At 47.7% G+C, this 19,142-nt stretch carries 17 protein-coding genes; 8 read left to right on the forward strand and 9 right to left on the reverse strand.

The window, feature by feature from the left end:
• Positions 1-41 precede the first annotated feature (41 nt).
• The 8 genes from IC229_RS08260 to IC229_RS08295 form a co-directional block, all read right to left on the reverse strand.
• Positions 42-335, reverse strand: a complete 294-nt coding sequence (locus IC229_RS08260) for a rhodanese-like domain-containing protein (protein ID WP_190886482.1) — start codon at positions 333-335, stop codon at positions 42-44.
• Positions 336-420: 85 nt separating this feature from the next.
• Complete coding sequence (locus IC229_RS08265; protein ID WP_190886483.1) at positions 421-2,271, reverse strand: T9SS type A sorting domain-containing protein; 1,851 nt, start codon at positions 2,269-2,271, stop codon at positions 421-423.
• 24 nt (positions 2,272-2,295) lie between these two features.
• Positions 2,296-3,072, reverse strand: a complete 777-nt coding sequence (locus IC229_RS08270; protein WP_190886484.1) for a PASTA domain-containing protein — start codon at positions 3,070-3,072, stop codon at positions 2,296-2,298.
• Between the two features lie 54 nt (positions 3,073-3,126).
• Entirely contained in the window at positions 3,127-3,732 is a 606-nt protein-coding gene (locus tag IC229_RS08275) for a riboflavin synthase (RefSeq protein ID WP_190886485.1), read from the reverse strand.
• 57 nt (positions 3,733-3,789) lie between these two features.
• Positions 3,790-4,560, reverse strand: coding sequence for a class I SAM-dependent DNA methyltransferase (locus IC229_RS08280; protein ID WP_190886486.1), 771 nt, complete (start codon positions 4,558-4,560; stop codon positions 3,790-3,792).
• Between the two features lie 68 nt (positions 4,561-4,628).
• Entirely contained in the window at positions 4,629-5,546 is a 918-nt protein-coding gene (locus tag IC229_RS08285) for a glycosyltransferase family 2 protein (RefSeq protein WP_190886487.1), read from the reverse strand.
• 67 nt (positions 5,547-5,613) lie between these two features.
• Complete coding sequence (locus tag IC229_RS08290) at positions 5,614-6,720, reverse strand: DegT/DnrJ/EryC1/StrS family aminotransferase (RefSeq protein WP_190886629.1); 1,107 nt, start codon at positions 6,718-6,720, stop codon at positions 5,614-5,616.
• The gene (locus IC229_RS08295) at positions 6,720-7,124 is read right to left on the reverse strand and encodes a sugar 3,4-ketoisomerase (RefSeq protein ID WP_190886488.1); all 405 of its coding nucleotides are present in this window, start codon (positions 7,122-7,124) and stop codon (positions 6,720-6,722) included. The genes IC229_RS08290 and IC229_RS08295 overlap by 1 nt, the downstream gene beginning before the upstream one ends.
• A gap of 283 nt (positions 7,125-7,407) precedes the next feature.
• Here IC229_RS08295 and IC229_RS08300 point away from each other — a divergent pair, with 283 nt between their 5' ends.
• From IC229_RS08300 to IC229_RS08335, 8 genes are all read left to right on the forward strand, one after another.
• The gene (locus IC229_RS08300; protein WP_190886489.1) at positions 7,408-8,046 is read left to right on the forward strand and encodes a DUF1684 domain-containing protein; all 639 of its coding nucleotides are present in this window, start codon (positions 7,408-7,410) and stop codon (positions 8,044-8,046) included.
• A 109-nt stretch (positions 8,047-8,155) separates the two neighbouring features.
• Complete coding sequence (gene pheT, locus IC229_RS08305) at positions 8,156-10,603, forward strand: phenylalanine--tRNA ligase subunit beta (RefSeq protein WP_190886490.1); 2,448 nt, start codon at positions 8,156-8,158, stop codon at positions 10,601-10,603.
• Between the two features lie 122 nt (positions 10,604-10,725).
• Positions 10,726-11,064, forward strand: coding sequence for a hypothetical protein (locus IC229_RS08310; RefSeq protein ID WP_190886491.1), 339 nt, complete (start codon positions 10,726-10,728; stop codon positions 11,062-11,064).
• Between the two features lie 48 nt (positions 11,065-11,112).
• Positions 11,113-11,400 carry a cell division protein ZapA gene (locus IC229_RS08315; protein WP_190886492.1) on the forward strand — a complete coding sequence of 96 codons (288 nt, stop codon included), beginning with the start codon at positions 11,113-11,115 and terminating at the stop codon, positions 11,398-11,400.
• Positions 11,401-11,490: 90 nt separating this feature from the next.
• A complete protein-coding gene (rny, locus tag IC229_RS08320) occupies positions 11,491-13,095 on the forward strand; it encodes a ribonuclease Y (RefSeq protein WP_190886493.1) in 1,605 nt (534 codons plus the stop codon).
• Positions 13,096-13,239: 144 nt separating this feature from the next.
• Positions 13,240-14,418 carry a formylglycine-generating enzyme family protein gene (locus tag IC229_RS08325; protein WP_223833920.1) on the forward strand — a complete coding sequence of 393 codons (1,179 nt, stop codon included), beginning with the start codon at positions 13,240-13,242 and terminating at the stop codon, positions 14,416-14,418.
• Between the two features lie 58 nt (positions 14,419-14,476).
• Positions 14,477-15,133 carry a DUF4230 domain-containing protein gene (locus tag IC229_RS08330; RefSeq protein ID WP_190886494.1) on the forward strand — a complete coding sequence of 219 codons (657 nt, stop codon included), beginning with the start codon at positions 14,477-14,479 and terminating at the stop codon, positions 15,131-15,133.
• Between the two features lie 92 nt (positions 15,134-15,225).
• Entirely contained in the window at positions 15,226-17,214 is a 1,989-nt protein-coding gene (locus tag IC229_RS08335; protein ID WP_190886495.1) for a M1 family aminopeptidase, read from the forward strand.
• 57 nt (positions 17,215-17,271) lie between these two features.
• Here the strand turns inward: IC229_RS08335 and IC229_RS08340 are convergent, their stop codons facing one another.
• Positions 17,272-18,924 (reverse strand): NFACT RNA binding domain-containing protein, encoded by a 1,653-nt coding sequence (locus tag IC229_RS08340; protein ID WP_190886496.1) that lies wholly within the window; start codon positions 18,922-18,924, stop codon positions 17,272-17,274.
• Positions 18,925-19,142: the final 218 nt, after the last annotated feature.

Below are 19,142 nucleotides of genomic sequence, written 5' to 3' on the forward strand. Positions count from 1 at the left end.
AATGCCATCACTCAAAGTAATGGCATTCGTAACTGGCTTAATTATTGAGCCCGATACGCCAGCATGCCACCTATTACGTTGCGGACATTATTGAATCCGTTTTGCTCCAGAATTTCCTGGGCCATGCCGCTACGTTTCCCTGACCGACAATGCACGATTACTTCTTCGTCCTGCAAGCCGTCGAGTTCGTCTAACCGATACGGCAGATCACCCAGCGGAATCAACGTAGCACCGATGTTATCTTCTTCGTATTCATTCTGTTCGCGAACGTCAAACAGATTCAGTTTTTCGCCCTTATCGAGCCGCTCTTTCAGTTCCTGTACGGTAATATCCATAATAGTCGATAGTGGTTAGTCGATAGTCATGAGTTATCAGTCGCTAACGCAGGCTACCAGCGACTGATAACTCATGACTATTAACTCATTTTTGAATAATTATTTTCTGCACGGCGGTTCGTTGGTCGGCAAAGAGACGTACCAGATACAGGCCGTCGGGCAGATAACTCACATCTAACGTTTGTTGCCCCCGACTTGGTTCGACAGCAACTACAACCCGGCCGCTGGTGTTCAGCATTTCCAACCGAGTCAGGCTTGGGTGTTCCCAACGTAACAGGCCTGAGGTTGGGTTCGGATACGTTAGCAGCGGAGTTAGTGGTTCCGGTGTCGCCGTAATCACATTGTCGGGTCGGGCGCCCATGACGGGACGTAGCATAAATGCGCCCGGTACGTTAAGCGAAGACGACGCTAAATTCTGTTCCCAATTGGTGCCGCCGTTGTAGAAAATCTGTCCGCCAAACGGGCTGTTTTTATCGAATCCGATACGTAGCAACGTAGTATCTGTGCTACTAATCTGCTGGTAACCAAGATAAAATGTATCTTTTACCGAAACGGTTTTCGTAAACTTAAACTCGACAAATCCATTTCGCGTAGTTGGATACTGTGTCGGAAACGACTGTGAGTAAATAGCCGTACCGGGTCGGCCACCATTATTTGTAAATACTTTTATGACGAATGCCTGCCCTGTTTGGTTGGTAGTAAAAGGCACAATACAAGCCCGCACCCCACCGATAGCATCAGACTTGTTCAGAATAAACCGGACGGCGATCTGCTCACGCTGCCTGATTTGTTGAGCATATTCCCACGTACCATCATCATAGGCGTAGTAATCGTCTAAAACAGCGACCGAGGAAATGGTATCGTTACGTCTGAGGTTGACTCCAGGAATCGAAGGGTTCTGATCATCGGTCGTCAATACGTCGACTTTATAACGTAATGCAGCTCTTGTAGCCGTGCCTAAATCAGTTACAGGTCTGGGTTTTGCTGATTTACGCTGCGAACTGAGGGCAGCAATCAGCACTGAGCTTGTCTGCGGGTCGTCCTGAACGGTACGTCCAGAAACTTCATCCCGAACGGTAAATCGAAACGTGGTAAAGTTGAAGTTATTGAAAAGATTATTGATGTCGGTCGTAACTGAATCAGCTGTTTCGGCAGCGGGATTTGCTACGTACTGCGATAAGGGCATAGCCGTATATCGCTTCAGAAAAGGGGTTAGCGGTTGGCGAGTTGCTACGTCTTTTACAAACTGATCGTTTACCGAGCGTCCACGATTCAGGTAAATATAATCGATATGCCACGTATCAAACGGTCCCGACGCCCGCCCAAATGACCGAAATCGAAACGCAAAATTTCCGTGAAAAAAGGCCGGGCTGCGAATGGGTACGAAAGCCTGCAAAAAATTATTATTGATCGTGCCGCCCGCTCTCGCCCAGGCAGTTCGCCAGGTTCCTGTATTATCCAGAAATTGTAATGTTAAGGAATCGGCAGCCTGACGGCTCGCGGAGTCGCCCGCATCAGGCAATTCGCCCAATCCCCTGATTTGCCAGTAGAAACTTAAATAAACTGAATCTCTGGCAGTCAGACCTGCCAGATTAATTGGGCGTGAAGCTAAGGTATCAGTATAGTCCTGCGCCAGCGGGTTGTTCACTTGATAAGGGCGTCCATTCTGCGCCAGTCCATCGAACGTAGCAACGTTCACGGTCGGCTGATTGATCGCCATTGTGTTATTGATGTACACACCACTGCCAGGAAGCCAGCGCGCCGGATCGGGCAGATCGATTCCGGGCCGACCGGTTGCCGTTGAAAAATCGTCAAAAAAAGGTAAACTCAGCGGGGATTGTGCGAAAACGACGGGGCCAGATAACAGCAGCCATAAACCGCACAACAATCGGCTAATGAAGGGAAAATTAAACTGGCGAAGAAAAGTTAATTCCATGTACTGTTGGTGCCGGAAGCAATTTTACTGGTCGGATTCAACGGGCCCTACAATCCATAAATCCATTGTTTCGCCCACCCGAATTCGTTCACCGGACTTGGCTTCGGGCCGTTGCCGAACCACCGTGCCGACTTCCCTCTCGGGGTCATCAACAGAAATAATCGTGCCGACTTTCAGGCTCGATCCCTGAATGGTTAGTTTGGCTTCGTCGAGCGGCTTACCTACAACGTCGGGAACCTCAAACATCGTATTTCCCAGCCCGTCGCCAATTTCCAAATCAATTTTGGCGCCTTTCGGCACGGGCGTTCCGGCGGCTATTTCCTTACCGTTATAAAGTTGACGTAACACTTTATTTTTACCAACATCGGGTACGTAGGTACGTTCGCCTTCTTCCAGCCCCAATGAACGTAGCAGCAGGGCCGCACTCCGGTCGATCATGTCAACAAGTTTGGGCATCGACACCATCGGAGCCACGCGCTTGGTGAGCGTAATGTATATTTTACGGTCCTCTTTTACTTTCGAGTTAGCCCGTGGATATTGCGTTATCACGGTTAATGGCTCTTTTCCCGCCACAAACGTACAGTCTGACACTTCATAGCGTAAGTCGCGGTCTTCCAGTACGTTCGTCATCTCGTCATAACTCATGTTCGTTACGTCGGGCACCGTAATGGTCTGACCGTGATTGGTGGTGAAGGGCAGGTAAACAAAGAAAAAAGCGAGGAATAAGACAGCCACTAAGGCCAGAATTATACCAATCTGAACCAGCAAGTCAGGCAACGAGCGGGTGCTGATTTTTGTCATTCAGGTGGGTTAATTTATCCGTTCTTTACAAAAGTAGCAGAAATACAATGTCTCCTACCGATAGGCTGCCAGCATTTTTTTGATATACTTCCCAACAATATCGAACTCCAGATTCACCGAATCGCCTACTTTCAGGTCCGAGAACGTAGTATGCTCGTAGGTATATGGAATAATGGTGACCCGAAATTGGTTGGGCTGCGCATTAAAAACGGTTAAACTCACACCATTGATACAAATCGATCCTTTTTCGACTGTTACGTTCTGGTCGGTGGCGTCGCCGGGAAGTGGTTCGTATTGAAAATCGAAGAGCCAGCTTCCGTCCATGTCTGCTACGTAGGTGCAAACGCCCGTCTGATCGACGTGTCCCTGCACAATGTGACCATCGAAGCGACCGGTGGCTGGCATACAGCGTTCGAGATTTACCCGGTCGCCTGTTTTGAGTTGGCCCAAATTGGTTTTTTTGAGCGTTTCATCGACAGCCGTTACCGTATAACTTCCGTCGGCCACGCTTGTAACAGTCAGGCAAACACCGTTGTGACTTATACTTTGGTCTATTTTCAGTTCGGTAGCGAGCACTGATTCAATACGAAAAGTCAGGTTCGTTCCTTCTGATTCGATGGCCGTTACTCGGCCAGTCGTTTCAACAATTCCAGTAAACATGAGAAGTTATGAGTGATGAGTGATGAATGATGAGTCGTTATGGCGTCGGCAAACTCATCACTCATCACTTAATTCGACTATCAGGAACAATGAACTGCCGAAAGGGGTTCGCCGAAAGAGTTTCTGTTCGGTTCGGGCAATGCGATACAGCGTTTGGTTCACCAGGAAATTAGGGAGATAAACGTCAGATTCGGGATTATCGGCGTTGCGCCAGCCGAGTTTAAGCTGCAATTGCTGCCATTGACGTATCGGTAGGATCAGAAACGATAAAATGAAACTCCAGTACGTTGACCAGGTGATACGTAGCCCCACCATAGGCAATAATCGTTCGAACGTAGCAAGCGTAAATCGGCGTGTGCTTTTCACCGCCAGATCATGTTCCCCCCAGAACAGGTCGAATGCGTTGTTATTGCTGATTAAAATGCCGTCGGTACGTAGTAGATGCGCCATTGCCGACAGAATGTTGGTAAGCTGTGCATCGTTGAAGTAGCAGAAAACGTCATTGCAAACGATGGCATCGTATTGTATATCGACCTCGAAATAAGGCAGTTGATTCATATCGAGAAGCGCCACCGAAAAACCTCGCTCCTGACAGAACGCCACCGCGTCAGCCGAGCCGTCAATACCGCGCAGGTTCTTGTATCCCTTCCGGCGCAGAAAATCGAGCATCCCACCTGTCCCACAACCAGCATCCAGAATAGCAATATCTCGTCGTTGGCCAAAGCGCTTTTCCAGTGCTTCGACCACACGTTCGTGCAGATTCCGATACCACCAAAGCTGGCCTTCCAGCTTAAACATTTTCTCGTATTCTTCCGAGCGACCGATCATAAGGAATATGAGCGAAAGAGTGAATGAGTGAAAGAGCGAAGCCATCCGGTAGGTTTTCGCTCTTTCACTCATTCACTCTTTCGCTCTTTTTCTACGTACGGCGGCAAACCGCTGTAGGCCATGAATAATTTACCAAGGTACTCGCCCAGAATACCTAAAAAAAGAAATTGAAGCCCCAGCCCCGTTCCAATACCCCAGAGCACCAAAACCCAACCCGGATTGACAAACTGTTGAGTGAGCCAGCCAATAAGTAATACCAATCCTACTAGCAAACCTAAGCTAAACAGGGTAATACCCAATACGGTAAACACGCGAATTGGCCAGAGTGAGTATCCAATAAATACATTCAGGAATAAGCCAACGAGTTTTCGGAACGTATAACTGGAGCGACCTTCGGCGCGGGCATCGTGTGGTACGTCGACACTACCAACGTAGCGTGTTACGCGAAAAATAAGCCCGTCGATATACGGATAAGGGTCTCGATACTTGATAATTTCCTCGACAACTTCCCGATGAATGAGCTTGAAACTCGACAGATACAGATCGCGGGGTTTACCTATCGAATAGGTTGTCAACATATTGACGAGCCAGCTCCCGAGGTTGCGAAACCAATGGTGCTGTTTCTCAACGTAGCGGCTATACACTACGTCGTAACCACCGGCTTCGGCGGTTGAAACCAGCGTCAGAATGGATTCTGGTGGATTTTGAAAATCGTCATCGATAATCACTACGTATTGGCCGCGCGTATGATTGAGTCCACACAGTACTGCATTGAATTCGCCAAAATTCCGACGTAGTGAAATAAACTGCACATTATCATACTGGTTCGCCAAATGCTGGCCGATACGTTCCGAACCATCCACGCTCCCATCGTTCACAAGCACAATCTCAAACGCCCTTTCTGCCAGACACGCCTGCAACCGCTCCACCAACGGACCGATGGTACGTTCACTGTTGTAGACGGGAATGACGACGGAGAGATACATAATGGCGAAAGAGCGAAAGGGTGAAAGAGCGAAAGAGCCGCCGGATGGCTTTCATTCTTTCGCTCTTTCAGTCATTAAACTGGTTAATAGTATCGATAATATACGAAATTTCATCGTCGGTTATGACCGGATTCAGGGGCAGACTGATAACCTCGCGGTGCAGTTGTTCGGCAATAGGCATCGACAGGTGCGCCAACGATGTGTAAGCCACCTGCTGATGGGGTGGAATCGGGTAATGAACATCCGTACCAATTCCTTTTTCCCGTAGGTAAGCCCGTAACATATCGCGCTGCGGATGCCGTATCACGAACAAATGCCAGGCATCCAGATCAATCCGATCAGCAGGGGGCAACGTAACGTCGGGGTGGCGAATACCAGTTAAGTACATTCGGGCCAGGGTTCGGCGTCGCGTGTTTTCAGCATCCAGCAACGGCAGCTTCGCCGACAAAATAGCGGCCTGCATTTCGTCCAGACGACTATTATATCCTTGATAATCATTCACATACTTCTGCGATGAGCCATAATTACGTAACGCTCTGAGCTTTTCAGCCAACGTAGCGTCGTTTGTCGTAATGGCACCCGCATCGCCTAGCGCACCCAGGTTTTTAGTAGGATAGAAACTCCAGCCAGCAGCATCGCCCAGATTGCCAGCCAAACGAATATTTGTTCCATCGCCCGGATAAACACTCCCATGCGCCTGAGCCGCATCTTCAAGTACTTTCAGGCCATATTGCTGCGCCACCGCCTGGATCGCGTCCATTTCACAGCAACGACCGTACAAATGAACGGGCAGAATGGCTTTGGTACGTTCCGATATGGTCGCTTCGAGCCGGGTTGGGTCGAGCAGATACGTTTGTGGATCTGGTTCCACTAGTACCGGTGTAAGTCCTGCCTGGGTAATGCTTAATACCGACGCGATGTAGGCATTTGATGCCACAAGCACTTCGCTGCCTGCCGGAAAATCCCAGGCCTTCAGCACCAGCGTGAGGGCCTCCAGTCCGTTGGCAACGCCAATGCAAAAACGAGTTTGGCAATAGTGAAAAAACTGCTGTTCGAACGTATCAACTTCACGACCCAGAACGTACCAGCCAGATTTCAGGACCCGCATTGTAGCGGCCTGTATGGCGGACTCATGCGGTTCGTTTATGCGTTTCAGATCCAGAAACGGAATCATCATGAACCGGCTAGTGCCGAAACAGTATCCCAGTGGCTATTGGGGTAAGGCTCCTGAATATAATCGTCTTTATCGTAGGGCTCATTCGAAACAACAAGCAGAATGGCATCTTCTGAAAAATCATACATTACATGCCAGTCTTCAGGTTCTAAAACCAGGCACTGACTTGGATCTTTCAGATGAAATACGTCTTCTTTATTTCCGTCATGCGCATAAACCCTACAGCTACCTCCCAAACAAATAAGCGCATTCCAGGCTTTGATATGACGGTGACCGGCCCGAGCCGAATGTCCAGCCTTATAAATGTAAAAAACACGTTGAATTGTGCCCGGAATCATCCGTTCGAAAACAGTCAAATTTCCATTGTCGGACGTAAATGTTTTTAGTTCGTAGAGTTTGGCCATAAACGGACCTATTATTAGTTAAAGAAGAAAGAGGTCTTAAAGGTATTAAAAAGGAGTTAAAAAGCTATACAATAGCAGTTTAGTACTATCCAGATAGTTGGTGGATTTAAAAACCATTATGCAGAGCGGCACGAAAATTATCGTTAAAATCCGAATAATCTCTGTTTTTCGGTTAAACTTCTTTCTATAAGACGAATTAATAACTTTACTTTAATTTTTGGTGTCCTTATTTCATTCTATCCAGCCTTTAAGGTTATTAATTTGCATCAAATAATGTGCATATATGATTCGCAACAAATTTTTTCTGATTGGGCTTTTTTTAGTGGCATTAGCGGTCATTTATTATACTTTTTTCGACAGCGGTAACATGACATCGGCCGTTGGCCCAGAAGAAACAATAAACCCGGAAACGTACCGCCAACAAGTAGTGGCTAGTCGGGCCGAGAAAGACAAATTTTTGCGAACAGATGCCGAGTCACCCATTATTGACAAAAAGGCATTCACGGGCTTGACATACTTTGGCCCTGATCCAGCTTATCGGGTAACGGCCCGCCTGGAACCTTTTGCCGATAAAACCCAAAAGCTAGTGGTGAAAATGAGCGATGGCAGTGAGGAAGTATACACGAAGTTTGCACATGCCGTTTTCAGCCTCAACGATCAGCCGTGCCGATTACTTATTGTTAAATTAGCCAACACGTATTCGATTCTCTTCCGCGACGCTACATCGAACAAGGAAACCTACGGGGGTGGTCGCTACCTTGAGCTAGACCCGGCTACGCTGACCGATACGCACGCCATTCTGGATTTTAACAAAGCGTATAATCCTTATTGCGTCTATAATCATACGTACTCTTGCCCGCTGCCTCCCGCCGAAAATACGCTTCCAATAGCCATAAAGGCTGGCGAACGCTACAAAGAGTAGCCGAAAAGAATAGGTCGGTATTATCCGATTATTAAATTTTTCCTACTTCCATTTTGTCCCCTCTTCCCTTTCCTCCCTACCTTTGCTTAATTTTCTGTTTTGCTGACGTATGGAAGTTTCCTATAAATGGTTGCAAGAATACATTGACTTGTCTGAATCCCCCGAAGAAGTAGGCAAATTGCTAACCTCCACGGGTTTAGAAGTTGAAGGAATTGAAAAAGTTGAAGCTATACCAGGTGGTCTGGAAGGAGTCGTCATTGGCGAAGTGCTCACCTGTACCAAACATCCCGACGCCGATAAATTAAGCCTGACGACGGTTGACGTGGGTGCAGATCAGCCCTTACCCATCGTGTGTGGCGCTCCTAACGTAGCGGCTGGTCAGAAAGTAGTGGTAGCACTGGTAGGCGCTACGTTGCATCCCAGTTCAACTGGCGAAAAACCGGCCGAACCTTTTCAAATCAAGAAAGCGAAAATTCGGGGAGCGGCCTCAGAAGGTATGATTTGCGCTGAAGACGAAATCGGTCTGGGTACGTCGCACGCCGGTATTATGATGCTCGACACCGACCTGCCGAATGGTACGCCAGCCGCCCGCTATTTTAACCTCGAAGCTGATTATCAAATTGCCATTGGGCTTACTCCTAACCGCATCGATGCGGCCTCGCACTATGGTACTGCCCGCGACTTAAAAGCCGTTTTGAATCGTCCGCTACGCCTGCCGTCGATAGACACATTTGCGGTTGACAACACTAATTTAACCGTAGAGGTACGTATCGACAACCTGGAAGCCTGCCCACGTTACACTGGGCTCACCATTTCGGGACTGACTATAGGTGAATCACCCGACTGGCTCAAACAACGATTGATCAGTATTGGCCTGAACCCCATTAACAACGTAGTGGACGTAACGAACTACGTCTGTCATGATTTGGGTCAGCCGTTACATGCCTACGATGCCGATAAAATTGCCGGGAAACAGGTTATTGTAAAGACACTTCCCGCCGGTACTACGTTCGTCACGCTCGATGGGGTCGAGCGGAAACTGACGGCCACTGATCTGATGGTTTGCGATGCCGAAAAACCTATGTGTATTGCCGGTGTATTCGGCGGTCAGCAATCCGGCGTATCGGCGCAAACGACGCGTATTTTTCTGGAAGCAGCTTACTTCTCCCCTATTTCTGTTCGGAAAACGGCGCAGCATCACGGCCTGAAAACGGATTCGTCGTTCCGGTTCGAGCGAGGTACGGACCCGAATATGCCGCTTTTCGCCCTGAAACGGGCCGCTTTACTCATTCAGGACGTAGCAGGTGGTGTGGTTAGCTCCGACGTAACAGACCTCTACCCGACGCCAATCGAGCCATTCCGCGTGCCAGTACGTTTCCGTAACATCGATCGGCTCATCGGTATTCAGATTGAACGTAGTGAAATACTACGAATTCTAAATGCGCTGGATATTGAAGCAGCCGAGATGACGGAAGATGGTTTTCTCGCCATCGTGCCGCCCTATCGTGTGGACGTAACGCGGGAAGCTGACGTAATCGAAGAGATTCTGCGGATTTATGGACTGGATAACGTACCGCTTTCGAAAAATCTATCGGCTGATACGTTGTCGGAGTTCCCGAAAACTGACCCTGATCAATGGCAGGGCCGGATTGGGCAGCTCATGGCGGCTAATGGTTTTTACGAAACGCTTACGTTATCGCTGACTCGTCCTACGTATCACAACGCTATTCGGTCGTCGCTACCGGGTACCGATGTTACGTTGCTGAATCCACTCAGTGATGAATTATCGGTCATGCGCCAGACACTACTCTTTTCAACCCTCGAAACGCTGGTCTACAACTTGAACCGCCGGCAGAAAGATTTGAAACTGTTCGAGTTCGGCAAAGTCTATCATCAGGCAACAACCGAGGACGGCAGCAAAAAATACGTCGAGCAGATGCGCCTTAGCCTGGCCATTATGGGCAACCAGGAGTCAGAAAGCTGGCTTCAGAAAGGCCGGCCCGTCGCGTATCATGACCTAGCCACGGCAGTGCAGCGCGTACTGAATCTGTTTCGCATCAAGTCCGTCGAGACGCAACCTGCCGATGCTACGTTGTTTCAGTACGGCCTCACCTACGTAGTGAACAAGAAACCCATCGTCAGCCTGGGATTGGTTCATCCAAAGTTGACGAAATTGGTCGATCTGAAACAGCCCGTTTATTACGCTGATTTCGATTGGCAGGCATTGCTGAAACTGACACGTTCTGAGAAAGCGCGTTACGAGGAAGTTTCGCGCTTCCCCGAAGTTCGTCGCGATTTGTCGCTGGTGATCGACAAGACCGTTACGTTTGAGCAAATCAGCAAACTCGCCCGCCAAACCGAACGGAAGTTGCTACGTTTCATCAACGTATTTGACGTCTACGAAGGTGAAAATCTGGGAGCTGAAAAAAAATCGTATTCAGTAAGCTTCATGCTCCAGGATTCAAGTCAAACTTTAACTGACACGACTATAGATAAAACAATGCAGCGACTTATGGCAGCTTTCGAGAAAGAATTAGGCGCTGTTATCAGGAAATAAATGAGTGAAAGAATGAAAGAGTGAAAGAGCGAAAGGCTGTCGTAAGCTTTTTCGCTCCGCTCCGGCGGCCCGGTTTCACTCATTCGCTCTTTCGCTCTTTCACCTATTCACTCAGTACACCCGTGGTAAGCGAACATCAAATTATTGCGCTGGTTGAGCGTTTTGAGCACAAGCTCGAGCGGCTCAAGAATTTGTATGCAGATGCCAAGTGGCAGATTAAGCAGCTTGAAGACGAAAATAAATCGCTCAATAAGGATCTTCGTGCCCAACAGCAGCTGGTTCGGGAATTACAGAAAAAACCTGCTGTTTCAGAAAAAAATACACCAAAGTCAAAAGATAGTAGTATAATTGTAAAAGACAACTTGTCTAATACTGATACGAATGCTCGATTAAAACAACAACTCGACGAATATATCCGGGAACTGGAACGGTGTATAGCTCACTTGAGTAGTTTGTCATAAAACCAAATTGGCTCCTGGGGTTCAATCCCATTTGGGCCGACTGCAGCGATGGAAGAACTGCCAATTCGCGTACAGATAGCCGACCGGTCTTACAACCTGTTTGTAGAACCGGAAGCAGAGGCTGTGGTACGTCAAGCCGCCAAGCTGATTCAGGAGGATCTGAATAAATATCGGAAAATGGGCTTCAAGGAAACACAGGAAGCCCTGGCAATGATTGCCTTCGACTGCTTAGTCAATAAGCTCAGAGGAGAAAAACAGATGCAACGATTACAACAAATGGTGTTTGACAAAATAACTCAGTTAGATGAGGCCGTTACGCCGGCCATTTCAACGTAGTAAATTAGTACCCCGTATGAGTTGGGGTTCAGGGCACTCATATCGCGACAGGTTGATGGTTTATTTGTTCACCTCTAACGATATAGTCCGATGGACATTTTATTAACAATTCTTGCCGCCCTCGTTGGGGGAGGTATAGGTATAGTGGTGGGGCGCCAGATGATGGCAGGAACCTTCGCCAAACAGGAAAAAGAAGCCGAAGAAAAAGCAAGTACTATTCTAAAAAACGCGGAATTACAGGCCGAAACGATAAAAAAAGACAGAATACTCGAAGCCAAAGAGAAGTACTTAAAGCTAAAAACTGAATTCGAAGAATCGACCAACCAGAAACGTACGCTACTCCTACAAAACGAAAGTAAACTCAAACAGCGCGAGCAACAACTTAACCAGCAAGCCGACCAGCAACGTAACCGCGAGAACGAACTGAATCAACAACGTAACGAAATCGGTCAGCAAAAAAATAACCTCTCCCAACAGATAGAGTCCCTTAATAAGCGACGTGAAGACGTTGACCGCCGTCAGCAGGAAGCGGATCGTATGTTGGCCGACCAGCTCGCCCAACTCGAAAAAATCGCCGGTTTATCAGCCGAACAAGCGCGCGAGCAATTAATTGAAAATTTGAAGGCCGAAGCCGAATCCCGCGCCAGTTCTTATATCAAAAATATTGTTGAAGAAGCCAAACTGACGGCCACCAAAGAAGCCAAAAAGGTGGTTATTGAAACCATTCAACGTACCGCAACCGAACACGCCATTGAGAACTGCGTGTCAGTGTTCAACATCGAATCCGACGACGTAAAGGGTAAAGTTATTGGTCGTGAGGGACGTAACATCCGCGCACTGGAAGCTGCTACTGGCGTCGAAATTATCGTCGACGATACGCCCGAAGCCATCATCATTTCCGGTTTCGATCCGGTACGTAGGGAAATCGCCCGGCTGTCATTACACCGGCTTGTGCAGGATGGACGTATTCACCCGGCGCGTATTGAAGAAATCGTAGCTAAAACCCGCAAAAATATTGAAGACGAGATTGTAGAGATTGGCGAACGTACCGTCATCGACCTCGGTATTCACGGGCTGCATCCTGAACTTATCAAAATGGTTGGACGGATGCGTTTCCGGTCAAGTTACGGCCAAAATTTGCTGCAACACTCACGCGAAGTCGCTAAACTCTGCGCAACGATGGCTGCCGAGTTAGGTCTAAATGCAAAACTGGCTAAACGAGCCGGTTTGCTCCACGACATTGGCAAAGTCTGGCCCGAAGAAGCCGAACTTCCACACGCTATTCTAGGCATGGAATTAGCGAAAAAGTACAAGGAAAATCCTGAAGTCATCAACGCCATCGGCGCCCACCACGACGAAATTGAGATGACGAGTATGATTTCGCCCATCGTTCAGGTGTGCGACGCCGTGTCAGGTTCACGGCCGGGTGCGCGTCGCGAGATGATGGAATCGTACATCAAACGTCTGAAAGAACTGGAGGAACTGGCAGGCAGTTTCCCCGGTGTTACCAAATGCTACGCTATTCAGGCTGGTCGTGAACTACGTATCATGGTCGATGCCGACCACGTTTCAGATGAACGTGCCGGCGGATTGTCGTACGAAATTTCCCAGAAAATTGAGAAAGAGATGCAATACCCCGGCCAGATCAAAGTGACTGTTATTCGGGAAATGCGTTCAGTTGCCTACGCGAAATAGAAAATGTTCAGCGTTTTTGTCATGTTGAGGTACGAAGCATCTTAAAAAGTCCTAACTAGTTATCCAGGATAAGTTAAGATGCTTCGTACCTCAGCTAGAAAACATAAGAACAATACGTCTACAATGGATAATTTATAGTTGGGTATGATGGCTTTTGCGGCACAAATAACTTTTCGTAAAAAGTACATTTACAACGTAGCATTAGGCGGTTGTCTGGGACTATTTATCGGTTTGCTGCAAAGTTGTACCCAATCTAAATCTGATGATACCACAAAAACCGCCAGTGCCACTGATTCTGCAAAAGCTCCTTTTTGCCATACCAAACCGCCCAGCCGTTTTGCTGTGAACCAAGGGCCATCTGCTACGTTAGCGGCTGGTAGCGATGATCGAACGGGAATGCTACGTATTCCGGGCGGAAGTTTTCAAATGGGTGCTGATAATGATCAGGCCCGGCCAGACGAATTTCCGAAGCATAACGTAACAGTCGAGCCGTTCTGGATGGATGCTACTGAAGTGACCAACGCTCAGTTCCGTGCCTTTGTAAAAGCTACTGGCTACGTAACGACCGCCGAGCGCAAACCCGACTGGGCCGAGATGCAGAAGCAGCTTCCGCCGGGAACACCAAAACCGCCCGACAACGTATTGGTGGCCAGTTCCCTGGTCTTTACAGCCCCAGATCATTCGGTTTCAACAGACGATTACAGCCAGTGGTGGCGCTGGGTTCCCGGAGCCGACTGGCAGCATCCAGAAGGACCAGGTAGTTCTATTAAAGGAAAAGATAACTATCCGGTAGTGCAGGTTTCCTGGGACGATGCCATTGCTTATGCCCAATGGGCAGGGAAGCGCCTACCTACCGAGGCAGAGTGGGAATGGGCCGCGCGCGGTGGCTTGTCAAACGCCATTTATTCCTGGGGAAACGAAGCCGTTGACGCTGGAAAAACCAAAGCCAATACGTGGCAGGGACGTTTCCCGAATCTGAATACAAAACGGGATGGTTACTCTACTTCAGCCCCGGTGAAATCGTTTCCACCCAACGGTTATGGCCTGTATGACATGGCCGGAAACGTATGGGAATGGTGCAGCGATTTCTATCGAGCCGATTATTACCAGCAAATCAGTCAAAACGGCACTACTCGAAATCCGAAAGGGCCCAACCAAAGCTTCGACCCCGAAGAGCCAACCGTACCTAAGCGCGTACAGCGGGGCGGGTCTTTCCTCTGTAACGATTCGTATTGCAGCAGCTACCGAAACTCCGCTCGTATGAAATCCAGTCCCGATACGGGTCTTTCGCATACGGGATTTCGTTGCGTAAAAAATGGCTAAATTCTGCTTACTTTTCCGCCCGAAGTCCGTCTAACTTACTTAGTATACACGCGATCCAATGGATTTTTTTGTAATACTCCTTTTATTGCTGGTTGGAGCTGGTGGAGGCATTGCGTTCGCCAATGTGCTACGTAAGCGAACGGGGGACGTAGCGGACGCGAGATACGAATCGACGCTTCTGCTGGAACGTATCGAAAAGGTGTTCAAAGTGGTAATGGCCGAAGGCTATTTCTCGGAAATCTATAATTATCAGGACCAGAAGAAGATTTTATACGTATTGAACGATCCCAAAAAAGCGATGGTCATTGCGAAGTCGAAAGTGTTGGTTGGTTTCGATTTTGCAAAAGTGAGGTTTCGGACGCCTGTGGAGGGCGAAAAGAAGCTAGTGATCGAATCGTTTCCGGAACCTGAAATCCTGTCGATTGATACCGATTACAAATTCTACGACATTCAGGCAGGTATCCTTAATCACTTCAGTGGGGACGATTATACGCAGATTCTGGACGAGGCCAAACAGGTCATGAATGAGCGGGCCATGCAAAGCGATTTACCCAAAATTGCCAACAACCAGATTCAATACATGATGTATCAGTTGGCGGGGTCGATGGGCTGGCATCTTCAACTGCCCGAAGCCGAACAGCGTCAGTTGGAAGCCTTGAAAGCACAGGCCGATAGGAAACCAGGTAAAACAAAGGAATTGCCATCAGGACAATAACTTTTCCTTGGTTCGAGCGTTCAGAATAGATGATTGTTGTTACGCTTAACGGTGTTCATCGTCTATATTTATTCATAGCTCGTCCTTCGTATATGCGTTACCTATACGTACTACTACTGCTTCCCTATTTCGCATCTGCACAGTTTCTGTCGGATGGCTGTGATTACTGTCAGGCGGGTAAGGTTAGTTATTTTGGACGCCTTACGGCTAACCCAAAAGCGCGGGAAGCATATCCGGGCGATGCCACTGTCGACGTAACCTATTACGGTCTCGACCTCCGCCTGACGCATACACCCGCCAGTTTGCGAGCAGTAGCAACTGTTACGTTAAAAAGCACGGCCAATTCAGTACGTAGTTTTTTTCTTGATCTCACTTCGACTACGGCGACAAGCGGTTTAGGACTTCAGGTTGATTCGGTAAAGGTTGGCAAGCAGAAACTAACTTTCCAGCACGTACAGAATAAGCTGACCATTACTCCAACGCAACCCCTCAACAATGGACAGGCGCTGACGTTGACAGTTTTTTATCAGGGTGTTCCCAATTTTCGGGATTTGGGTAGTTTTCGTTTCAGCCGTCACGAGAACACGACCGACCCGGTGATCTGGAGTTTGAGTGAGCCATATGGCGCGCCCGACTGGTTTCCGTGCAAAGATACCCCCGGCGACAAAGCCGATTCCTCGAGTGTACGTATCACAGCGCCCGCGCAGTTTGTGTCGGTTTCGAATGGTACGTTGGTCAGCACAACTACCAATTCTGATGGTACCCGAACGTATTTATGGAAGAACAGCTATCCGATTGCGCAATACCTGATTTCGGTGGCTATCAGCAACTACAACCGTTATGATACGCCCTTCACCTACGGCAATCAGACGCTTCCGATTACGCACTACGTTTACCCCGAAATCCTGCCGCAGGTACGCGCCAACCTCGATTTGACGCCTATCATGATGCGACTTTTTTCGGAGCGTTTTGGCCCATATCCATTTCTACGTGAAAAGTACGGTCATGCTCAGATCGGTCAGGGAACGGGCGGTATGGAACACCAGACTGTGAGTTCGATGGAAGCAGGCGCCTTTAACCCGACCGTGATTGCGCATGAACTGGCCCATCAATGGTTTGGCGACAAAATCACCTGCCGTGACTGGCAAAATATCTGGCTGAACGAAGGTTTTGCTTCGTACGGTGAAGCGGTGTATGCCGAGTCAGTGGGAGGTCAGGCTGGTTATAAGACTACAATGACTAATTTCATGACCCGTGCCAAGAATTCCGTGGGCAGCGTTTACGTACAGGATATTTCAAACTTTGCCAATATTTTCAACGGTAACCGTACGTACGCCAAAGGTGGTTCAGTAGTACACATGTTACGTGGCGTTTTAGGCGACAGTACTTTCTTTCGGTCGTTACGTGCTTACGTAGCATCGCCGTTGGTCGCGTACAAAAGTGCGACTACTGAAGATTTTCAAGCTGTGGCACAGCAGGTTTCGGGCAAAGACCTCACGTATTTCTTTAAGCAGTGGATTTATGGCGAAGGCTACCCAACGTATCGTGCCACGGTTTCACCGGGCAGTTCTGCTACGTCGGTAAAAGTGAGATTAGTCCAACGTAACACGGTTTCCAGCAATCCATCGTCGTTTACTATGCCAGTTCAATTGCGCATACAGTCGGCAGCAGGCGACACAATCGTAACCGTTTTCAACGACCAGCTCGATCAAACATTTACAGTACCCAGCCGGGGAGCAGTTACGAACGTAGTAATTGACCCTAACAACTGGATTATAAAGACCGCTGAATCCTCAACGATTGTCACAGCCATCAACGAACCTGTAACAATTAGTTTACAGGTTTATCCAAATCCGACTACTGAAGAGCTGGAAATTGACTTTAAAACCTACACGACGGGTATCGTTACGTTTTCGCTTACGTCATTGCTCGGCCAGAAAATTCGAAGTGAAACGCCAGCTACATTAACTCCGGGAACGTATCACCGAATACTAAATCTTCGTGGTTTGTCGGGAGGTCGTTATACACTTACAGTTGAAACTCCCGATGGGCTAGAAAGCCGGGTAGTTCTGGTGCGTTAGCGGCTTTGCATAGCCTGAAAAAGTAGCTAATTCCTCCTCGTAACACGAACCACTTTCTCACTTATTGTCGCCTTTCGGAACGACCAGTATTACGTCTTCCTTATCGACTATAACCTGCCCTTCGGCCAGTCCTTTGGGCTTACGAACGAATTTTCTGGGTGTTATAGTCACAGGGCATAAGCTATCGGTCCGGCGTTTGGAATACCAGGCAGCCAGTTCGGCGGCCCGCTCGATTACGTTTTTCGGGAACGTTTTTCCAGCCTGATATTTCACGATTACATGCGATCCTGCTACGTCGCGGGCATGTAGCCAGAGGTCTTCTTTATAGGCGTATTTCTGCGTTAGCAGATCATTATTTTTGGCGTTTCGGCCAATCAAAATGCGAAACGTATCAATGACTACTTCCTTAAAAAGTGGTGTCGATTCATCGGCTCGGCCTGTTACGTCTTCGGTTAATAACTGGTGCTGCTTAACGTAACGACGTAGGTCTTTTAGGGTCGTTATGGCTTCTAAATCGGCTTTTTTAGTGTCAATTTTTAATAGTTCCTCCTCACGGGTAGTCATTTGTTCGATCAGATGTTGCTCTTCAAGCTTTTCGTTTTTTGCTTTTCGGTAAAAATTTTCGGCGTTCCTCTGCGGGCTGAGGTCAGGCTTAAGCTTAAGCGTTATTGGCTGATCTCGATAAAAATCGTATAGGGTTAACCGTTCAGGAGACATAGCTCCAGGCACCGTAGGAACCTCATGTAGATTAGCCATCAAAATATGCCCCATTTCTTCATGGCTTACCTCCAATTCGCGTTGCGTCAATCGTTGCAGATTGGCTTCTATGCGCGCTTCGGCCCTTTTTCGGCGCTTCTCCAGTAAACGTATCAACTGTGCCTTTTCTTGATCAAACGTAGTTAAGCGATTATAGGCACTATAAAAATGATTGGCGGCCTCAATCGGATCAGTGAATATCTGCCTTATATCACCAACAGGTAGCAGACTCAACGTAGGTCTATAATCGATAACCGTCAGGAAGTAAGTTGGATGTTCAAGTTGGTTTACTACGTCCTGAATAATCAACCATTGCTTCTCATCGCTGTATTCTTTGTTTCCAACTCCATGATTTGCAAGCCAGTCGTTTACGATTCGACCAAAGGTTGGAAATAATTTCCGGTGGTCGTAAACAGCCCGCACAAAGGCGTCATACGACTGGTCGATAGGTCGGTTGAAAGCATCTAATTTTAGGTTTTGGTCGGTAATAAGTTGTCGGTTAAACTGGTCAATAACGACGTTATTCTGGAAGGCTAACAGGTTTGGACGATTTCCGAAGAATTTGAACAAAATCGTGAAATCGTCTTCAAGCAAAATGGCCAGACACCGCTCATTTTGAAACACCCTAACGCCAAGGACGACTCTGCCTTCCCGCTCATCTCCAATAACTGATTCGAACAAATCGATGCTGTTGTGCCGGGCTCGTTTTACTGTTTCAGGAAATGCCAATCCAGAAAAGTCAGGACGTAACGTGGCCTTAATGTAAAATGGCTTATAATAATTGATTTTGCCCTTTGCCTGCGCAAAAATCAACACAACTTCGTCTCGATCCTGGCTAAAACATGCCATGAATCGAAGACTTGACTGGGGTTCTATTAACTGAGTATAATTACGGCTCAGGCGCGTTTCGAGCACTGGTGCTAACTGCCTGAGAAAATAGAAATTAGTATGCATAATGGCACAAATAAACGAATCCTCACTTATTAAATTATAATTATAATTAGTAGTATTTACGGGTTAAGGAGGGAGTATAATCCGTAATTTTTCCAATGTTGATAACAAATAACACATGAGTAACAATTTGAAAATCAATAAGTTATTCATTATGTAAAATATAATTTTTTCAATAATAATTAATCATTTATTAATGTAGGGCATATTTTTTTATCAAA

Origin of the sequence: Spirosoma profusum, from assembly GCF_014699005.1 — a bacterium.
GTDB classification, from domain to species: Bacteria; Bacteroidota; Bacteroidia; order Cytophagales; family Spirosomataceae; genus Spirosoma; species Spirosoma profusum.

Coding starts and splice junctions, on each gene's coding strand:
- IC229_RS08260 (WP_190886482.1), bottom strand. CDS start 335: ATGGATATTACCGTACAGGAACTGAAAGAGCGGCTCGATAAGGGCGAA.
- IC229_RS08265 (WP_190886483.1), bottom strand. CDS start 2,271: ATGGAATTAACTTTTCTTCGCCAGTTTAATTTTCCCTTCATTAGCCGA.
- IC229_RS08270 (WP_190886484.1), bottom strand. CDS start 3,072: ATGACAAAAATCAGCACCCGCTCGTTGCCTGACTTGCTGGTTCAGATT.
- IC229_RS08275 (WP_190886485.1), bottom strand. CDS start 3,732: ATGTTTACTGGAATTGTTGAAACGACTGGCCGAGTAACGGCCATCGAA.
- IC229_RS08280 (WP_190886486.1), bottom strand. CDS start 4,560: ATGATCGGTCGCTCGGAAGAATACGAGAAAATGTTTAAGCTGGAAGGC.
- IC229_RS08285 (WP_190886487.1), bottom strand. CDS start 5,546: ATGTATCTCTCCGTCGTCATTCCCGTCTACAACAGTGAACGTACCATC.
- IC229_RS08290 (WP_190886629.1), bottom strand. CDS start 6,720: ATGATTCCGTTTCTGGATCTGAAACGCATAAACGAACCGCATGAGTCC.
- IC229_RS08295 (WP_190886488.1), bottom strand. CDS start 7,124: ATGGCCAAACTCTACGAACTAAAAACATTTACGTCCGACAATGGAAAT.
- IC229_RS08300 (WP_190886489.1), top strand. CDS start 7,408: ATGATTCGCAACAAATTTTTTCTGATTGGGCTTTTTTTAGTGGCATTA.
- pheT (WP_190886490.1), top strand. CDS start 8,156: ATGGAAGTTTCCTATAAATGGTTGCAAGAATACATTGACTTGTCTGAA.
- IC229_RS08315 (WP_190886492.1), top strand. CDS start 11,113: ATGGAAGAACTGCCAATTCGCGTACAGATAGCCGACCGGTCTTACAAC.
- rny (WP_190886493.1), top strand. CDS start 11,491: ATGGACATTTTATTAACAATTCTTGCCGCCCTCGTTGGGGGAGGTATA.
- IC229_RS08325 (WP_223833920.1), top strand. CDS start 13,240: ATGATGGCTTTTGCGGCACAAATAACTTTTCGTAAAAAGTACATTTAC.
- IC229_RS08330 (WP_190886494.1), top strand. CDS start 14,477: ATGGATTTTTTTGTAATACTCCTTTTATTGCTGGTTGGAGCTGGTGGA.
- IC229_RS08335 (WP_190886495.1), top strand. CDS start 15,226: ATGCGTTACCTATACGTACTACTACTGCTTCCCTATTTCGCATCTGCA.
- IC229_RS08340 (WP_190886496.1), bottom strand. CDS start 18,924: ATGCATACTAATTTCTATTTTCTCAGGCAGTTAGCACCAGTGCTCGAA.